At 64.7% G+C, this 15116-nt stretch carries 15 protein-coding genes; 10 read left to right on the forward strand and 5 right to left on the reverse strand.

Annotation, left to right across the window (positions count from 1 at the left end; translation table 11 throughout):
* Positions 1-7 precede the first annotated feature (7 nt).
* The gene (senA, locus tag F8197_RS07350; RefSeq protein WP_152881361.1) at positions 8-1216 is read right to left on the reverse strand and encodes a selenoneine synthase SenA; all 1209 of its coding nucleotides are present in this window, start codon (positions 1214-1216) and stop codon (positions 8-10) included.
* A 24-nt stretch (positions 1217-1240) separates the two neighbouring features.
* Here senA and senB point away from each other — a divergent pair, with 24 nt between their 5' ends.
* Together senB and selD are read left to right on the forward strand one after the other, a co-directional pair.
* A complete protein-coding gene (gene senB, locus F8197_RS07355) occupies positions 1241-2281 on the forward strand; it encodes a selenoneine biosynthesis selenosugar synthase SenB (RefSeq protein ID WP_152881362.1) in 1041 nt (346 codons plus the stop codon).
* Complete coding sequence (gene selD / locus F8197_RS07360; RefSeq protein ID WP_152881363.1) at positions 2278-3348, forward strand: selenide, water dikinase SelD; 1071 nt, start codon at positions 2278-2280, stop codon at positions 3346-3348. Before senB ends, selD begins: the two co-directional genes overlap by 4 nt.
* A 16-nt stretch (positions 3349-3364) precedes the next feature.
* Here selD and F8197_RS07365 read toward each other — a convergent pair whose 3' ends face one another.
* The gene (locus F8197_RS07365) at positions 3365-4294 is read right to left on the reverse strand and encodes a LysR family transcriptional regulator (protein ID WP_227012146.1); all 930 of its coding nucleotides are present in this window, start codon (positions 4292-4294) and stop codon (positions 3365-3367) included.
* Between the two features lie 99 nt (positions 4295-4393).
* On the opposite strand from F8197_RS07365, the gene F8197_RS07370 reads away from it, so the two are divergent.
* The 3 genes from F8197_RS07370 (at position 4394) to leuA (ending at position 7782) form a co-directional block, all read left to right on the forward strand.
* Complete coding sequence (locus F8197_RS07370) at positions 4394-5179, forward strand: SDR family NAD(P)-dependent oxidoreductase (RefSeq protein ID WP_152881364.1); 786 nt, start codon at positions 4394-4396, stop codon at positions 5177-5179.
* Positions 5180-5208: 29 nt separating this feature from the next.
* Positions 5209-5706 (forward strand): DUF1993 family protein, encoded by a 498-nt coding sequence (locus F8197_RS07375; RefSeq protein WP_152881365.1) that lies wholly within the window; start codon positions 5209-5211, stop codon positions 5704-5706.
* 381 nt (positions 5707-6087) lie between these two features.
* Positions 6088-7782: a 2-isopropylmalate synthase gene (leuA, locus tag F8197_RS07380; protein WP_152881366.1), complete on the forward strand. Its 1695-nt coding sequence runs from the start codon at positions 6088-6090 to the stop codon at positions 7780-7782.
* An 11-nt stretch (positions 7783-7793) separates the two neighbouring features.
* Here the strand turns inward: leuA and F8197_RS07385 are convergent, their stop codons facing one another.
* From F8197_RS07385 to egtD, 3 genes are all read right to left on the reverse strand, one after another.
* Positions 7794-8366 (reverse strand): GNAT family N-acetyltransferase, encoded by a 573-nt coding sequence (locus F8197_RS07385; protein WP_084669976.1) that lies wholly within the window; start codon positions 8364-8366, stop codon positions 7794-7796.
* 148 nt (positions 8367-8514) lie between these two features.
* Positions 8515-9789 (reverse strand): ergothioneine biosynthesis protein EgtB, encoded by a 1275-nt coding sequence (egtB, locus tag F8197_RS07390; protein WP_373996849.1) that lies wholly within the window; start codon positions 9787-9789, stop codon positions 8515-8517.
* Positions 9790-9806: 17 nt separating this feature from the next.
* Positions 9807-10772, reverse strand: a complete 966-nt coding sequence (egtD, locus tag F8197_RS07395; RefSeq protein ID WP_152881368.1) for an L-histidine N(alpha)-methyltransferase — start codon at positions 10770-10772, stop codon at positions 9807-9809.
* Between the two features lie 150 nt (positions 10773-10922).
* Between egtD and F8197_RS07400 the strand changes: the two genes are divergently transcribed.
* The 5 genes from F8197_RS07400 to F8197_RS07420 are packed head-to-tail and all read left to right on the forward strand — an operon-like array spanning position 10923 to position 15043.
* A complete protein-coding gene (locus tag F8197_RS07400) occupies positions 10923-11801 on the forward strand; it encodes a putative selenate ABC transporter substrate-binding protein (RefSeq protein WP_227012147.1) in 879 nt (292 codons plus the stop codon).
* Between the two features lie 25 nt (positions 11802-11826).
* The gene (locus tag F8197_RS07405) at positions 11827-12678 is read left to right on the forward strand and encodes a phosphonate ABC transporter ATP-binding protein (protein ID WP_152881369.1); all 852 of its coding nucleotides are present in this window, start codon (positions 11827-11829) and stop codon (positions 12676-12678) included.
* Between the two features lie 5 nt (positions 12679-12683).
* Positions 12684-13544: an ABC transporter permease gene (locus F8197_RS07410; protein ID WP_227012201.1), complete on the forward strand. Its 861-nt coding sequence runs from the start codon at positions 12684-12686 to the stop codon at positions 13542-13544.
* Positions 13541-14347: a phosphonate ABC transporter, permease protein PhnE gene (phnE, locus tag F8197_RS07415; RefSeq protein WP_152881370.1), complete on the forward strand. Its 807-nt coding sequence runs from the start codon at positions 13541-13543 to the stop codon at positions 14345-14347. Before F8197_RS07410 ends, phnE begins: the two co-directional genes overlap by 4 nt.
* 6 nt (positions 14348-14353) lie before the next feature.
* Entirely contained in the window at positions 14354-15043 is a 690-nt protein-coding gene (locus F8197_RS07420) for an ABC transporter ATP-binding protein (RefSeq protein WP_227012148.1), read from the forward strand.
* Positions 15044-15116 lie beyond the last annotated feature (73 nt).

Below are 15116 nucleotides of genomic sequence, written 5' to 3' on the forward strand. Positions count from 1 at the left end.
GCGCCGCTCAGCGCGGCAAGGAGCAGGTGCGCAATCCCACGAACATGTCGTCGCGCTCGGCCGTGTAGAAATTGCGGAAGCGCGCCGAGACAAACCGCGCGGGTGTCGCAAACGAGGCGCCGCGCAGCACCTGGTGGCTGGAAAACCATGGCTGCGAATACTCGCGGTACCGGTCCGCCTCGAAACCCGGGTACGGCTCGAACGGCGTAGCCGTCCATTCCCACAACTGGCCCCAGCGAAACGCCGGGTGGCCGGACATCGCAGCAAACTCCCATTGCGCTTCGGTCGGCAAACGCCGTCCCGCCCAGGCACAATAAGCCAGTGCTTCGTGCAGGGTGATGTGGCGTACCGGCTCGGCGCCGTCGAGGTCTGCCGCCTGCCCGAAGCGCACGGTGCGCCACTGGGCGCCATCGCGGTGCCAGTAGCGCGGCGCGCTGCGGTCCTGGCGCAGCAGCCACACAGCACCTTCCTGGTTCCAGAACTGCCGGTTGTCATACCCGCCGTCGTCCACGAACGCGGCGAATTGGGCGTTGGTCACCAGCGCGCTGTCGATGGCGAACGGCGCGAGGTCGAACCGGTGCGCCTGGCGTTCGTTGTCGAACACGAAACCAGGTCCGTTGGTGCCCAGCTCGAACGCCGCGCCGGCCAGGCGGATTTCCGATGGTGCGTAGCCGGGCTTGAAGTCCGGCGCTGCCGGCAGGAGGTCGCGCGGCGCGGCCAGCCCCAGCGTCTGCAAGGTGTACAGCAACGCTTCGCCGTGCATGTCTTCGTGCGCCAGCGCCAGCCGGTACGGATACAGCGCCGCGTCGGCATGCGGTTCGCGCGCGAGCTTGTCGAGCACCCGGTCGAGCACTTCGCGACAATAGGTTTTCAGCTGCGCGGGAGGCGGCAGGTCGAGCGTCCAGCGGCTGCGGTGCGGCACCAGCGCCGAGTCGAACCAGTCGTCGCCGCGCGTGAGCAGGCAATTGCCGTTGCCGTCGGCCGGGTGGCTGGACGTGGCCTCGCGCAGGATGAACCATTCGGCAAACCAGGCCGTGTGGCCGAGTTCCCACAGCGGCGGATTAATCGTGCGCAGGTAAGGCACGCGCGCGGGCGCATCCATGCCGGCGGCGGCAAGGCAGTCGAACAGCCGCAGCGTATAATCGCGGGCCAGTCGGAGTGACTGCGCGAGCTGCTGCGGCGTGGCGGTCCGGAACGAACAGGGGCTGGTATTCATGCGGCGATTGTAACGGGAAAACCTTTGAAGCCACGACAGCATATCTGGATCGCCGGCCCCGCTGCGGCGGGCGCCAACAACGGCAACTGGCAAAGCGCCAGCCGCTGGGCCAGGTTTTTGCGCGCGCATTACCGGGTGACGCTGGCGCAGCAGTGGCCGGCGGCAGGCGCCGGTGGTGCGGCTGTTGTCCACGCCACCGGCGTAACGTCAGGCCACCGCGCGCCGCCACCCGACCTGCTGATCGCGCTGCACGCACGCCGCTCGGCGCCATCGCTCGACGCGTGGACGCGCGCCTGGCCCGACCGCCCTTCCCTGCTGCTGTTGACCGGCACCGACCTCTATCGCGACATCGCGGTCGATGCCGAGGCCCGGCGCGCGCTGGTGCAGGCCACCGCGCTGGTGCTGCTGCAGCCGGCCGGTCGCATGCTGCTGCCCGAGGCGCTGCGCGCCGGCGCCCACGTGATCTACCAGTCCGCGCCCGCGCTCGCGCCGCTGCCCGCCACGGCGCGCCGGCGGTTCGACATCGCCATGGTGGGGCATTTACGCCATGAAAAAGATCCGCTCACCTTCATGCGCGCAGCGAAGCTGGTGCGGGCGCCGGCCGCGCGCCTGGTCCATATCGGCGGCGTACTGGAACCGGAGCTGGCCACGGCCGCGCAGGCAACCGCGTTGGCCGAGCCGCGCTACCGCTGGCTGGGCCCCATGGCCCATGCCGCCACCCGCCAGCGCCTGAAACGCTGCCACGCGATGGCCCTCACCTCGCACATGGAAGGCGGCGCCAACGTCATCATCGAGGCGGTGACGGCCGGCGTGCCGGTGCTGGCGAGCGACATCGACGGCAACCGCGGCATGCTGGGCGCCGACTATGCCGGCTACTTCCCGCCCGGCGGCGCCGCCGCGCTGGCGCGCCTGATCGACCGCACCATCGAAGAACCCGATTTCCACCAGCTGCTGCGCGACCAGTGTGCGGCGCGGGCGCCATTGTTTGCGCCGGCGGCCGAGCGGGCAGCATTGCTCGCGTTGGTGGATAATCTGCTGAACCCTCAAAAAGGAAACAAACCATGAGCAATGACGCTATCAAACTGACTTCCTTTTCGCATGGCGGCGGCTGCGGCTGCAAGATCGCGCCCGGCGTGCTGTCCGAGATCCTCAAGAATTCCAGCGGCTTCCCGGTGCCGAAAGAACTGCTGGTCGGGATCGAGACCGCCGACGATGCGGCCGTCTACCTGCTCAATGACGAGCAGGCGCTGATCGCCACCACCGATTTCTTCATGCCGATCGTCGACGATCCGTACGACTTCGGCCGCATCGCCGCCACCAATGCCATCTCCGACGTGTATGCGATGGGCGGCACGCCGATCATGGCGCTGGCGCTGGTCGGCATGCCGATCAACAAGCTGCCGGTGGAGACCATCGGCCAGATCATCAAGGGCGGCGAATCGATCTGCGCCGAGGCGGGCATTCCGATCGCCGGCGGCCACACCATCGATTCGGTGGAGCCGATCTACGGCCTGGTGGTGATGGGGCTGATCCACCCGTCGAAAATCAAGCGCAATGCCGATGCGCGCGCCGGCGATGTGCTCATCCTGGGCAAGCCGCTGGGCGTGGGCGTGCTGTCGGCCGCGCTCAAGAAAGACAAGCTCGACGCAAGCGGCTACGCCGCCATGATTGCCAACACCACCAAGCTCAACAAGCCGGGCAAGGCGCTGTCCGACATGGCCGGCGTGCACGCGATGACCGACGTGACCGGGTTCGGCCTGCTGGGCCACCTGCTGGAACTGGCGCGCGGCGCCAAGCTCGAAGCGCAGCTGGACATGGACGCCATCCCACTGCTGCCCGGCGTGGAGCAGCTGGCGGCCGACGGTTACTTCACCGGCGCTTCGGGCCGCAACTGGGAGGCGTACGGCAAGGACGTGGACCTGGCGCCGACGATTTCGGCCGCGCGCCACGCGCTGCTCACGGACCCGCAAACCTCGGGCGGCCTGCTGGTGTCGTGCGATGCGGCCAGCGTCGACGACGTGCTGGCGCTGTTTGCGCGCGAAGGCTTTGGCGAAGCTGCCGTGATCGGCCGCATGGCGCAGGGCGCGCCGCGCGTAAGGGTCGCTGAAACCGTCAACCAGGCCGTCCGTTAAACCGGCAAGCTGGCGCTCAAACCAGCGCTGCCGGCGTCACCGGTAAATCCTGCATCGATGGCCGGATCACGCGTGCAATCCAGTTCAGCACCATGTCCACCCTGGGCGCCAGGTGGCGGCGCTGCGGCAGCAGCAGCGTTACCGGCAAAGGGGGCAGGCGGAACGCCGGCAGCACCTCCACCAGCTGGCCGCTCTCGATCAGCCGGCGATTGGTAGGCAGCGCGCCCGGCATGATGCCCAGGCCGTGCAGGCAGGCCGCCTGCATGAAGGCCGAATTATTGACCGCCAGCGCGCTGCGCATGGGCACCGCCTGCGGCGCCCCATCCACCATGCAGAGCAGCGCCGCTTCCTCGTTGCGCAGGTTGTTCGCGTAGTACACCAGGCGGTGGCTGGCCAGGTCGGCCGGCGTGTGCGGTATGCCGTGTCTGGCCAGGTAGGCCGGGCTGGCGAAGTTGCCCATGACCAGCGAACCCAGTGGCCGCGCCACCAGGTCGGAGTCGGGCAGCGGGCCGAGCCTGATCAGCGCATCGAAACCTTCACGGACCATGTCCACCCGGCGGTCGTTGGTGCTGATGCCCAGGTCGAGCAGGGGATGGGCTGCCAGCAGCGCAGGCAGGTGCGGCATCACCATTTCCTGGGCGAACAGGTTGGGCATGTCGATGCGGACCCTGCCCCGAATTTCGCCGCCGGCCAGCTGGAACATGCCCTGCAGTTGTTCGGCATCGGTCAGCAGTTCCTTGCAGCGCACCAGGAACAATTCACCTTCGGGCGTGAGCCGTACGCTGCGCGTGGTCCGTTGCAGCAGCCGCCCGCCCACCTTGCCTTCGAGCGCCTGCACCACGGTCGAGACACGGCCCTTGGCCATCCCCAGCTGCTCGGCGGCCCGGGTAAAACTGCCCAGTTCGGCCACCCGGCAAAATATCCTCAACTCGGACAAGTCCATCATTGTTCTTCCATGCATAACAGTGATTTCATTTTAAACCGGTTTATCGACGATAGTCAGAACGGTACAGTGATTACCTCTCTCACTGTCCAAGGAATTGCCATGACCACCACCGCATCGACCGAACTCCCGCGCCAGCGCATCGCGCTGATCACTGGCGCCAACCGTGGCCTGGGACGCAGCACGGCGCTGCACCTGGCCCGCCAGGGCGTCGACGTCATCATCACCTACCTGAACGGCGCGGCGCAGGCCGCCGACGTGGTAGCCGACGTGCAGGCGCTGGGCCGCCGCGCCGTAGCGTTGCGACTCGATGTCGGCACAGCCGCCAGCTTCGCCGGCTTTGCCGAGCAGGTACGCAGCGCGCTGGCGGCCAACTGGCAGCGCCAACAGCTCGACTTCCTGGTAAACAATGCCGGCGGCGGCATCAACGCCGCGCTGGCCGACACGACCGAGGAACAGTTCGACCTGATGATCAACACCCATTTGAAGGGCACGTTCTTCCTGACGCAAAAACTGCTGCCACTGATCGCCGATGGCGGCCGCATCCTCAACACGTCGTCGGGCCTGGCGCGCTTTACCTTCCCGGGCTACGCTGCTTATGCCTCGGCCAAGGGCGGCATCGACGTGCTCTCGCGCTACATGGCGCTGGAACTGGGACCACGCGGCATCAGCGTCAACGTGCTGGCGCCCGGCCCGGTGGAAACCGACTTCGGCGGCGGCGCAGTGCGCGACGACAGCGCCCTGAACCAGCAACTGGCCGCCATGACCGCCCTGGGCCGCACCGCAATGCCCGACGACATCGGCGCCACCGCCGCCGCGCTGCTGCTCGGCGGCAGCGGCTGGATCACGGGCCAACGTATCGAAGCCTCCGGTGGCCTGTTGCTGTAATATCGCCTGAAAATTATCGTGGAGCGGTGATGGTGCCTGCCAAATTGTTTTTGCACTACCTGGCGCAGTTGAAGCAGATGCTGCTGTTGGTCGAGCACTTCGATACTGGTATCGGCGAGGCCAGGCTGCATCCCACTATGTTTCCCCTGCTGCAACAGGCCCGCACCGCGATCGGTTTTACCTTGCGCGCCACGTGCCCGCTGGCTGGACGCGAAATCGTCTCGTTCGCCAGCGGGCACGACAGCTTTGCCAGCGTGCACGCGCAGCTCGATGCCACCTTGGCGTACCTGGCGGCGATTCCGGACGCGGATTTTCTGGCGCCGGCGCCGGCCGTGAATACAACGGCCGGGTTCGCGGGCGTGGCGCTCGACGGTGACGAGTATTTTCTGCTGTACGCGGTGCCCAACTTCTTTTTCCATTACGCGATGGTGTACGCCATCGCGCGCCAGGCCGGGGTGCCGATCGGCAAAGCCGATTTCGACGGCTTCCACCAGTATCCGCCCGGCTTCTCGTTTGAATCGACTTAACAAATCCTTGACAGCGGGGCTTGCAATCTCGTACATTTAGGGCATGACTTCGCATCTGCACCTATCCGCTTTCCTGTTGCCGTTGGCTAGCGCCCTATCGCTGGCAGCGCGCCTACCTGCACACGCTTAATTAGCGTTCAGCTGTACCCGTGTCGGCCATAAGCCACACAGTCTCCCCAAATCCAGGAAAGTTTGCACCGATGTTGACCACGGCTACCCATGCTCCATCCCGCACTGGCGATTTTTTCGCTAAGCTACTGCTAAAGCTACCGATCGGTTGCCTGGCCTAGCGTTCCGTGGCCGCCCGGCAGCCGCCCGCCACACCGCGCCAGCTATCCGCCGGCACAGCACTTTCCAAAATTTGAGACCCAGGAGCACCCCATGATGTTGCAGAACCCAGCAGCGAAATATCGCGCCTTCCCCGCCATCCAGTTGTCGGATCGTCAATGGCCCAATAACGTGATCAGCAAGCCGCCGATCTGGATGAGCACCGACCTGCGCGACGGCAACCAGGCGCTGATCGAGCCGATGAGCATCGAGAAAAAGCTGCGCTTCTTCGACCTGCTGATCAAGGTGGGCCTCAAGGAAATCGAAGTGGGCTTCCCGTCCGCCTCGCAAACCGATTTCGACTTCGTGCGCCGCCTGGTCGATGAAAACCGCATTCCCGACGACGTCACCATCATCGTGCTGACCCAGTCGCGCGATGAACTGATCCGTCGCACCGTGGAATCGGCTGCAGGCGCCAAGCGCGCCATCATCCACCTGTACAACTCGGTGGCGCCGGTGTTCCGTAAAGTGGTGTTCGGCATGTCGCGTGAAGAAATCACCAATATCGCCACCACCGGCACCAAGCTGGTCAAGGAACTGATCAAGCAGCATCCGCAAACCGACTGGGGTTTCGAGTACACGCCGGAATCGTTCTCCACCACCGAACTCGATTTCTCCAAGCATATCTGCGACGCCGTCACCGCCATCTGGGAGCCGACGCCGCAAAAGAAAATGATCATCAACCTGCCTTCGACGGTCGAGTGCAGCACGCCCAATATCTACGCCGACCAGATCGAGTGGATGTCGCGCAAGCTGGCCCGCCGCGACTCGCTGATCATCAGCGTACACCCGCACAACGACCGTGGCACCGCCGTGGCTTCGGCCGAACTGGCCGTGATGGCTGGCGCCGACCGCGTCGAGGGTTGCCTGTTCGGTAACGGCGAGCGCACCGGCAACGTCGATCTGGTCACGCTGGCACTCAACCTGTACACGCAAGGCGTGCACCCGGGCCTCGATTTCTCCGACATCGACGAAGTGCGCAAGTGCGTGGAAGAGTGCAACCAGTTGCCGGTACACCCGCGCCACCCTTACGTGGGCGACCTGGTGTTCACCGCCTTCTCCGGTTCGCACCAGGATGCGATCAAAAAAGGTTTTGCGCAGCAAAAAGATGGCGCGCTGTGGGAAATTCCGTACTTGCCAATCGACCCGGCCGATCTCGGTCGCAGCTACGACGCCGTAATTCGCGTCAACAGCCAGTCGGGCAAGGGCGGCATGGCCTACCTGCTGGAGCAGGATTACGGCCTGGTGTTGCCGCGCCGCCTGCAAATCGAGTTCTCGCGCGCGGTGCAAGCCGTGGCCGACCAGACCGGCCTGGAAATCACCGCCGAAGGCATTTACGAGATCTTCAGCCGCGAATACTTCGAGCAGAACCAGCCGTACGCGTACAACGCCCACAAGATGGTGGAAGACACCACCAGCGACGAGCCGGTACAGATCGATATCGCCCTCACCCACCGCGATGCGGCGCTGGCCCTGAAAGGCGGCGGTAACGGTCCGATCGACGCGTTTGTCGATGCACTGGGTCTCGACATCAAGCTGATGGACTACCACGAGCACTCGATCGGCTCGGGCGCCAACGCCAAGGCGGCGTGCTATGTGGAACTGCGCCTGGCCAACGGTCCGACCCTGTTCGGCGCCGCCACTGACAGCAATATTTTGACGGCTTCGTTCAAGGCGGTACTCAGCGCGGTGAACCGCCAGTTGAACGCCATCGACGCAGCGCAGGCCAAAGCTGCCATCGCTGCCTGATCAGGCAGCGATCAAATCGTCTGGTCGAAGCCGGACGATGCCACTGACGAGAGCAGATCGCTCTCGTCATTTTCGTTGGTCAACTTCTTGTCCATCAGAATATCGTCGTACGGCACGCCATCGACGATCAGCGCACAGTGCTCGCGGCCATACACCTTGAAGCCCAGCGACTCGTACAGGTGGATCGCGGCAGCATTGCCGACCGTGACCGCCAGCGTGACCTTGGTCACGCCTTCCATGGTAGCAATGCACTCCATCGCCTGGTTCATCAGCTGGCGTCCCACGCCGGTGCCGCGATACGCCATATCAACCTGCATACCGCGTATGAAAGCCTTGTGGCGCAGCTTGATCTGCGCTTCGCGCCCCACGCCCACCATACCGACCAGGCGCTCGCCGTCAAAGGCGCCGAAGCGGTTGCGGCCGGCTTCGGACGCGAAATAGGCTTCCGTGACCGACAACGGTGTGTTGCATTCCTCTTCGTAGCTGGAGGTGAAGGCGTTGGGGGTTTCGCGCAGGCCAGCAAGACGCAGCGCCTGGAAGGCAGCAGAGTCCGCCGGGGTTAATCGTCGTATGTGGATGGGCATGGTAAGAAGTAAAGTAAATGATTGGTGCGATTAAAAAGATGATTAAATTATCATTTACCTGATTGCTAATAGCAAGCGAACGGGCACGAAAGATCGAGCGTTGCCCCGCTCTTGGTGCGAATACTCGTGAATTTGAGTGATAACGTGGTCAAGCCTGGCGCGCCAGACGCAAACCGGTGAATTGCCAGCGGGCGCCGGCCGGGAAAAAGTTGCGATAGCTAGCGCGCGCGTGACCGTCCGGCGTGGCGCACGACGAGCCGCGCAGCACGTACTGGTTCAACATGAATTTGCCGTTGTATTCGCCCAGTGCACCGGGCGCGACCTGGAAACCGGGATATGGCGCATAGCTGCTGCTGGTCCATTGCCAGCAGTGGCCGAACATCTGTTGCAGTTGCGAATTCTGCGCCGACGCGGCTGCAACTTCCCACTCGGCCTCGGTCGGCAGGCGCGCACCGGTCCAGTGCGCATAAGCATCGGCTTCGAACAGTGACAGGTGGGTGGCGGGACGTTCAAGATCGAGCGGCTGCTCGCCGTGCAGCGTGAATTCGGTCCATGCGCCCTGCTCGTCGCAGCGCCAGTAGAACGGTGCCTTCAAACCCTGCGAGCGCACCCAGTCCCAGCCCTCGGCCAGCCACAGCGCGGCATTGAAGTAGCCGCCGGCGGCAACAAAAGCCAGGTATTCGCCATTGGTGACCAGGCGCGAGGCCAGCTGGAACGGCGCCACGTATTGCTTGTGGCGCGGCAGTTCGTTATCGAAACAAAAGCCCTCCCCAGCGTGGCCGATTTCGGCCAGTCCGCCGTCAATATCTACCCAGGCCAGCGGCGCGGCCGGCGGCTCAGCGTGGCGCGGCGCGTCGAGGTAAGCAGGCAGCAAGGCGCTTTGCGCCAGCAGGTGCTTGACGTCGGTAAGGATCAGTTCCTGGTGCTGCTGCTCGTGCTGCAGGCCCAGCGTGACCAGCAGGTGCAGCTGCGCGCGCTGCTGCGCATCGAGTCCGGATGCCAGCAGGCGCGCCACGCGCGCATCGACATCGTGACGGTAGGCGCGCACCTGCGCCATGGCGGGCCGGGTGAGCAGGCCGCGCTGGGCACGCGGGTGTTTGTCGCCCACGCCGTTGTAATACGAATTGAACAGCACCCGGAACGCCGGATGGAATGGTGCAAAATCCGGCTCCATGCGCTCAAGGATAAAGGTCTCGAAAAACCACGTGGTGTGCGCCATATGCCACTTGACCGGGCTGGCGTCGGGCATCGACTGGGCGCCGCAGTCCTCGTCGCTGAGCGGCGCGGCCAGCGCCAGCGTGTGGGCCCGGACCGCGCTGTAGCGCGCATCGAGGGGTAAATCGCTCGGTTGCGTACCACCCAGTGGCGTATCGCTCGGTTGCGTATCACTCGGTTGCGTATAAATTACTTGCGGCTGGCGCATATCCATCAGGGATTTCCTCAGTCGGGGATGACGCGGGCGTAGATCACGGCAAACCAGTTGTTTTCGTCGGTCCATACGCGGTTGGTGGCAAAGCCCGCTTGCTCGAGCAGGCTGACGAACGACTGCCGCGTGTATTTATAACTGTCTTCGGTGTGGATGCGCTCGCCGCTGGCGAAGTGGCGCTCATGGCTCTGCCAGCGCACCGTGACGGCACTGCGCGCTTCCAGATGCATTTCGATGCGCTTCTCGTGCGGGTTGAAGAACGCGTGGTGTTGCCAGTCGCGCACATTGAAGTCGGCGCCCACCAGGTGGTTCACGTGGCGCAGCATGTTCAGGTTGAACGCGGCGGTGACGCCGATGGCGTCGTCATACGCCGCGTCGAGTACTGCGCTGTCTTTGACCAGGTCCACGCCGATCAGCAGGCCACCATCGTCGCCGGCATTGGCGCGCAGGCCGTGCAAAAACGCGATGGCCTGTTCCGGTGAAAAATTGCCGATCGATGAGCCAGGGTAGAAGAACAACCGGCGCCTGGAGCGCACACTGTCGGGCAGCGCGAAGCCGCCGGAAAAGTCGAGCCCCAGCGGCGTCATCTCGATGTGCGGGAAGCGCTGTTGCAGGCGCGTGACCGATTCGGTAAGGAAGTCGCGCGAGATATCGACCGGCACGTACTGCGCCGGCTGCAGCAGCGGGAACAGGCTGGCCGCCTTGGCGCAATTGCCCGCCCCCAGGTCGATCAGCGAGACGCCGGTGCCGATGTCGTGCGCCATGGCGGCGCCATGGGCCTCGAAGATTGCCGCCTCGGTGCGGGTGGGGTAATACTCGGGCAGCTCGCAAATCGCTTCGAACAGCCGCGAACCGAGGCTGTCGTACAGGAATTTGGGGGAAGTATGGGCGGCGCGGGCCAACAGGCCGGCGGAAATTTCCGCGATGACCGCAGCGCTGCCGTGGGCGCGCGCGGGATGCTCCGGGCGGGTTGTCTGCATAGATTGCTCTGCCTTTAGGGGTAATGCCGGTCTGCACTAGGCTGCAAGGCAAGAGCCGACTTTTTGTTATCATAGCCGAATACGCATTATTTGGCGGGACGCACAAAAACACTGTGCGGCGTTTCACCCAACTCACCCATAGGGCCTTCCATGATGAAATTTTCCTCCCTGAGCACGATTAAATCGGTGCTGGCCGCCGGCTTGCTGGTTTCTGCAGCGTTCGCCCAGGCGCAGTCGGCCAACGGCGTGTTCCGCGTGTCCGCGATTCCCGATGAAGCACCGACCGAACTGCAGCGCAAGTTCAAGCCGCTGGGCGACTACCTGGAAAAGAAAATCGGCATGAAGGTCGAGTTCACCCCGGTGACCGATTACGCCGCTTCGGTGGAAGCGCTGATCAACAAGAAAGTGGACATGGTGTGGTTCGGCGGCTTCACTTTCGTGCAAGCGAAAGAGCGCAGCAAGAACCAGGTCACGCCGCTGGTGCAGCGTGCCGAAGATGAAAAATTCCGTTCGGTGTTCATCACCACCCAGAAAGACATCAACAAGCTGGAAGACCTGAAAGGCCACACGCTGACTTTCGGTTCGGAATCGTCCACCTCGGGCCACCTGATGCCACGTTCGTTCCTGCTGGCCGCCAAGATCAATCCCGACACCGATCTCAAGCGCATCGCTTTCTCCGGCGCGCACGATGCCACCGTGGCAGCGGTTGCCGGCGGCAAGGTCGATGCAGGCGCCTTGAATATCTCGGTGTGGGAAAAACTGGTGACCGAGAAGAAGGTCGATCCAAGCGTGGTGCGCGTGTTCTACACCACCCCCGGCTACTACGACTACAACTGGACCGTGCGCACCGACATGAACGCGGATCTCAAGAAAAAGCTGACCGATGCCTTCCTGGCGCTCGATCCGAAGAACCCGCAAGACAAGGTGATCATGGACCTGCAACGCGCATCGAAGTTCATCCCGACCAAGGCTGAAAATTACATCGCCATCGAAGCTGCCGCGCAAAACGCCGGCCTGCTGAAGAAGTAATCCAGAGCTTTTATCCTAGTCCGGCATGCCGACCTACCATTTGCACCACCTGACGGTGCGCCATCGCGGCGCATCCTCAGGTACACGTTCAGGTCTCCCCCTGCCCGCGCTGCGCGAGCTTTCGCTCACCATCGAACAAGGGGAGCAACTGGCGCTGATCGGCCCATCCGGCGCCGGCAAGACCACCTTGCTGGCCACCCTGGCGTGCGCGCAGCAGCCTGCCAGCGGCACTTTCACCATGTTCGATCAGGACCCGTGGGCGCTCGGCGATGCTGCGCGCCACCGGTTGCGTGCGCGCCTGTTCCTGGCGCCGCAAACGCCGCCGCTGCCGCCGCGCCAGCGCGTGGTGACGGCGGTGCTGGCCGCGCACTTGCCGCAATGGAGCATCTGGCGCGCACTGGCTTCGCTGTTCAAACCGGCCGATCCGCAAGGCGCGTGGCAGGCGCTGGCGCGCTTCAACCTCGGCGATAAACTGTATTCGCGCGTGGACCGCCTGTCGGGCGGCGAACGCCAGCGCTGCGGCCTGGCGCGGCTGCTGCTCTCCCCAGCCGAAGCGCTGCTGGTGGACGAGCCGCTGTCCGCGCTCGACCCGGTGCTCTCCGAGCTGACCCTGACCACCTTGCGCGAGGAAGCGGCTGCCCGCAACGCCACCTTGGTATGCAGCCTGCACCAGGTGGACCTGGCGCTGGCGCATTTTCCGCGCATCGTCGCCCTGCGCGCCGGCCGCATCGCCTTCGATCTGCCGCGTGCGCAAGTCACGCCACAGATGATCGCCGAGTTGTACCAAGGCGAGCCCTCAGCACCAGCACCGGCGCCGGCAGCACTGCCGGAAGCGGATGCCATGCTGGTCAAGCCCGGCGCCGGCGCCTGCCTGTGACCGCGCTGCACCGCCCCTTGTCCGCGCAATTGCCGGATCAGCTACCAGAGCGGCTGCGCCGCGACCCGGCCTGGCGCGGGCGCATCGTCGCCTGCCTGCTCACGGTGGTCATCGTGTGGCCGATGCTGGTGATGAGCGAATTCAAGCCGTGGATTTTATGGGATTGGCAAAGCCTGTCCGCCACCGGCCGCTTCCTGTCCGACTTCCTGGTGCCCGCGCACGATGCCGAATTCCTGCAATTGCTGCTGCGCGAGACCTGGCAAACCGTGGCCATTGCCACCGCCGGCCTGGCGCTGGCGCTGGTGGTGGCCATTCCCGCCACGCTGATCATCACCGACCGCCTGTCGATCTCGGCGCTGGGCACCGGCCGCATGCGCCTGCCCGCGCGGCTGCTGCGCCAGGGCGTGCGCTGGCTGTTGATCGTCCTGCGCAGCGTGCCGGAACTGGTGTGGGCGCTGCTGTTCGTGCGCATCATCGGTTTCGGTCCCACCGCCGGGGTGCTGGCCATTGCCCTCACCTACTGCGGCATGCTCGGCAAGGTGTATGCCGAAATCCTCGAATCGTCGGACACCCACAGCACCGACACCCTGCTGGCCAACGGCAGCGGCAGGCTGGCCGCGCTGCTGTACGGCGCGCTGCCGGAATCGGCGTCCGAGCTGATGTCGTACACGGTGTACCGCTGGGAGTGCGCGATTCGCGGCTCGGTGGTGATGGGCTTCGTGGGCGCCGGCGGCCTCGGTCAGCGGATGGACGAATCGATGAAGATGCTGGCCGGGGCCGAGGTGTCGTCGATGCTGCTGGTGTTCGTGCTGCTCGTCGCGCTGGCCGATTTGTTTTCCAAAATCTTGCGACGGCGGCTCGGATGAATCCTGTGCATGACACCCGACACATGCCCAAGCCGCCGGCACGCGACTGGACCATCATCGCCGTGATGCTGCTGTTGGCAGCCCTGGTGGTGGCCAGCTTCGCGTCGCTGCCGCTCAAGTGGCGCGACTTTTTCACGCTCGACGCCGTCAACAGCGCCGCCGAACTGCTGGCCGGCTTCGCGCCGCCGGAAACCGCCACGCCCTTCCTGGTCAAGACCGCGTGGGCCACGCTGGAGACGATGTCGATGTCGGCTCTGGGCACGCTGCTGGCGGTGGCGGCCGGGCTGGCGCTGGCGCTGCCGGCGTCGGGCCGCCTGGGCCAGGCGCCGCGCGCGGCCGTGCGCGCCCTGCTCAATGTGCTGCGCTCGATTCCCGAACTGGTATGGGCCTCGATCCTGCTGATTGCCGCCGGCCTGGGGCCGTTCGGCGGCACGCTGGCGCTGGCCGCGCACACGGCCGGGGTGCTGGGCCGGCTGTTTGCCGACTCGCTGGAAAACGCCCCGCCGGGACCGGAGGCGACGCTGCGCACCAACGGCGCCAGCGCCGCCGCCGCATTCCTCTACGCTACCTTGCCGCAAACCCTGCCGCAGATGCTGTCGTACACGCTGTACCGCTGGGAAAACAATATCCGCGCTGCCGCCATCCTGGGCGTGGTGGGCGCCGGCGGCCTCGGCCAGATGCTCAAATACCACCTGTCGCTGTTCCAGATGCAGCAGGCGGCCACCGTCATCATCGCCATGCTGGTACTGGTGGCCCTGGTGGACGCCATCAGCTATGCGCTCCGGCGCGCCCTCACCCGCTAGGCTCCCATGTCCACGCCCCTGTTAGAACTTCGCAACCTGTCCAAGTCGTACCAGGGCCGCCCGGTGCTGGCCAACCTGTCGTGGACCTTCCGGGCCGGAGAATTCGTGGCCATCATGGGCGACTCGGGCGTGGGCAAGTCCACCCTGCTCAACCTGATTGCCGGCCTCGATGCGCCCGATCCAGCAAGCACGTCGTCCATCATCATCGACGGCGTGCCGATGGCGGGCCTGGACGACGACGCTGCCACCCGCCTGCGCCGTTCGCGCATGGGGTTCATTTTCCAGGCCTTCCACGTGCTGCCGCACCTGACCTTGCTGCAAAACGTCGCCCTGCCGCTGCTGCTCAACGGCCTGCCCGTGGCGCGCGCGGCCGAGATGCTCGATGCCGTGGGCCTGGGCGGGCGTGGCGACGACTTCCCCCATCAACTGTCCGGCGGCGAGATGCAGCGCGTGGCCATTGCCAGGGCGCTGGTGCACCGCCCAGCCTTGGTGCTGGCCGACGAACCCACCGGCAACCTCGACCCCGACACCGCCCACGGCATCCTGGAACTGCTCCACCGCGAGATCAAATCGACCGGCGCCTGCGCCATCATGGTCACACATTCGCACATCGCCGCCGAAATGACAGACAAAATCCTACAACTATCGAAATGCGGCATACAAGAAACAACAATCGTCAAGCCATTTGAGCAATAAACAAGATAATTCAATTGTTAAACGCTGCAGCCAAGGCCGCAAAGGAGTATGATTTGAACTAACTTGCACGGTT

The organism is Duganella sp. FT27W, from assembly GCF_009295655.1.
Taxonomy (GTDB): Bacteria; Pseudomonadota; Gammaproteobacteria; order Burkholderiales; family Burkholderiaceae_D; genus Rugamonas; species Rugamonas zoogloeoides.

What these genes read in the sequence shown, in the direction of transcription:
- F8197_RS07365 (WP_227012146.1), bottom strand. Translation starts at nt 4,294, where the DNA reads ATGATGGACTTGTCCGAGTTGAGGATATTTTGCCGGGTGGCCGAACTG.
- egtD (WP_152881368.1), bottom strand. Translation starts at nt 10,772, where the DNA reads ATGCAGACAACCCGCCCGGAGCATCCCGCGCGCGCCCACGGCAGCGCT.
- F8197_RS07385 (WP_084669976.1), bottom strand. Translation starts at nt 8,366, where the DNA reads ATGCCCATCCACATACGACGATTAACCCCGGCGGACTCTGCTGCCTTC.
- senA (WP_152881361.1), bottom strand. Translation starts at nt 1,216, where the DNA reads ATGAATACCAGCCCCTGTTCGTTCCGGACCGCCACGCCGCAGCAGCTC.
- leuA (WP_152881366.1), top strand. Translation starts at nt 6,088, where the DNA reads ATGATGTTGCAGAACCCAGCAGCGAAATATCGCGCCTTCCCCGCCATC.
- phnE (WP_152881370.1), top strand. Translation starts at nt 13,541, where the DNA reads ATGAATCCTGTGCATGACACCCGACACATGCCCAAGCCGCCGGCACGC.
- F8197_RS07375 (WP_152881365.1), top strand. Translation starts at nt 5,209, where the DNA reads ATGGTGCCTGCCAAATTGTTTTTGCACTACCTGGCGCAGTTGAAGCAG.
- F8197_RS07405 (WP_152881369.1), top strand. Translation starts at nt 11,827, where the DNA reads ATGCCGACCTACCATTTGCACCACCTGACGGTGCGCCATCGCGGCGCA.
- selD (WP_152881363.1), top strand. Translation starts at nt 2,278, where the DNA reads ATGAGCAATGACGCTATCAAACTGACTTCCTTTTCGCATGGCGGCGGC.
- F8197_RS07420 (WP_227012148.1), top strand. Translation starts at nt 14,354, where the DNA reads ATGTCCACGCCCCTGTTAGAACTTCGCAACCTGTCCAAGTCGTACCAG.
- F8197_RS07370 (WP_152881364.1), top strand. Translation starts at nt 4,394, where the DNA reads ATGACCACCACCGCATCGACCGAACTCCCGCGCCAGCGCATCGCGCTG.
- egtB (WP_373996849.1), bottom strand. Translation starts at nt 9,789, where the DNA reads ATGCGCCAGCCGCAAGTAATTTATACGCAACCGAGTGATACGCAACCG.
- F8197_RS07400 (WP_227012147.1), top strand. Translation starts at nt 10,923, where the DNA reads ATGATGAAATTTTCCTCCCTGAGCACGATTAAATCGGTGCTGGCCGCC.